Origin of the sequence: Pseudomonas psychrophila HA-4, assembly GCF_000282975.1 — a bacterium.
In the GTDB taxonomy this organism is placed as follows: domain Bacteria; phylum Pseudomonadota; class Gammaproteobacteria; order Pseudomonadales; family Pseudomonadaceae; genus Aquipseudomonas; species Aquipseudomonas psychrophila_A.
Genome location: NZ_ALJC01000040.1, coordinates 1 through 336, shown reverse-complemented (window position 1 = coordinate 336; position 336 = coordinate 1). Strand labels below are relative to the sequence as shown.

Below are 336 nucleotides of genomic sequence, written 5' to 3'. Positions count from 1 at the left end.
CTGTGGGTGCTCGCTTAATGTCATGAAATGGCCGCTGCTTAGGGCGCTCTGGTCGCTTTCCCCGCGTGCCTGACAGCGCTCGGCACGCTGACGCTCCAATGCCCGCTGGCTCAGCAGTTGGCCGCGTTGTTCGCGTTTGAAGTGGCCGGGGTAGCGGTAGTCTTCGAGGTCGCGCTCGGTGGATCGGCCATCCGGCCCGTAGTCCGCGACGACCTCGCGGCTGGCGGTCTCGAAGTTGTAGTCGCGCAAGGTGCTGCGGGTGGAGCAGGTCTTCAGGCCGACGTCAAAACGACTGATTGCCGGTTCTTCAGGCACCAGGCCGCTGCCGCTGTGCCA

General features: G+C 64.9%; 1 protein-coding gene. It reads right to left on the bottom strand.

What is annotated here, in order from left to right; genetic code table 11:
• Positions 1–336: contractile injection system protein, VgrG/Pvc8 family (locus tag B347_RS24675; protein ID WP_033387216.1), on the bottom strand; the 336-nt coding region annotated here is incomplete at both ends.